The 961-nt window shown below is 58.4% G+C and carries 1 protein-coding gene; it reads right to left on the reverse strand.

The window, feature by feature from the left end; translation table 11 throughout:
- Positions 1–961, reverse strand: a 961-nt coding sequence (locus ABJK56_RS19750; protein ID WP_347246409.1) for an AAA family ATPase, incomplete at both ends; no start/stop codon positions are given.

Consider the following 961-nt stretch of genomic DNA (forward strand, 5'->3'; position numbering starts at 1 on the left):
TGCCAAGTTATTTGTGTTTGGCCATGTGCTTGGCAATGTGCTCTGGTCTTGGCCAGATTGCCAAGTTCCCCTATAACTTGGCAATCTTGGCAATGTGCCCCCTCCGGCACCTCTGAAACCCCGTTTTTGTCCACACATTGCACAGATTGCCAAGTTATTTGTGTTTGGCCATGTGCTTGGCAATGTGCTCTGGTCTTGGCCATGTGCCCCTCCGGTAGTTTCCAAAACCATGGGCCAGGATTCCCTTCACGAAAGGATTCGACAGCGATTTCTGCTTTCGCCCGGTATAACGTCCGTTGGCTTCCCCCGTAGTTAGTCTGCCAGTCTTCGAGGACGTCATTGGCTAGCCGTGGGCCATTACTCAAGGCCGTTAGCAGGAACGCCTTGGCGTCTTCCAGGGAATCCGGCTTTGGGCCTGGTTGTGCCGCCTGCCGTTCCGCCTCCAACCCGTCGTCGGCCGTCATCAGCACCGGTTCCCGTTCCCATTCCACCCGCGGGGGTTCGCCCACGATGCGGAACGCCAAACCAGGCATTTCTTCTGCCAGGTTTTGTTTACCGGGTAGGAAGAGCCGCCGCTTTTTGTCGTTGACGTCCCGGCTTACATGCCACACACTGCGGGCTATTCCCGTGAACCCCCGGGAACCCATCGCCATTTCGTCAGCCCCGCCGCCCCCTGCTGATTTCCGCCGGTGGACAACAACTATCACGGCCACTTTGTACCGTCCGGCCAGTTCTCCCAGGGGCGTAAGCACAGCGCGGACTTCGTTATCCCGATGGGCGTCAACCTGGCCACCGAGAAAATCACCAATCGGGTCGATGACCAGAAGCCGGCAATCCCCAAGGGCTTGCAGCGCCTTTTCCATGACGGGCAAGTCAGCCAACGTTAGACAACGCTCCCGCCGTGAGCCGTCGGCATCCCGATAGGTCAGCCCCCTCAAAACGTGAACCCTGCCAACGTCCG

The sequence above is a fragment of the Thermogutta sp. genome (assembly GCF_039793925.1).
GTDB lineage: Bacteria > Planctomycetota > Planctomycetia > Pirellulales > Thermoguttaceae > Thermogutta.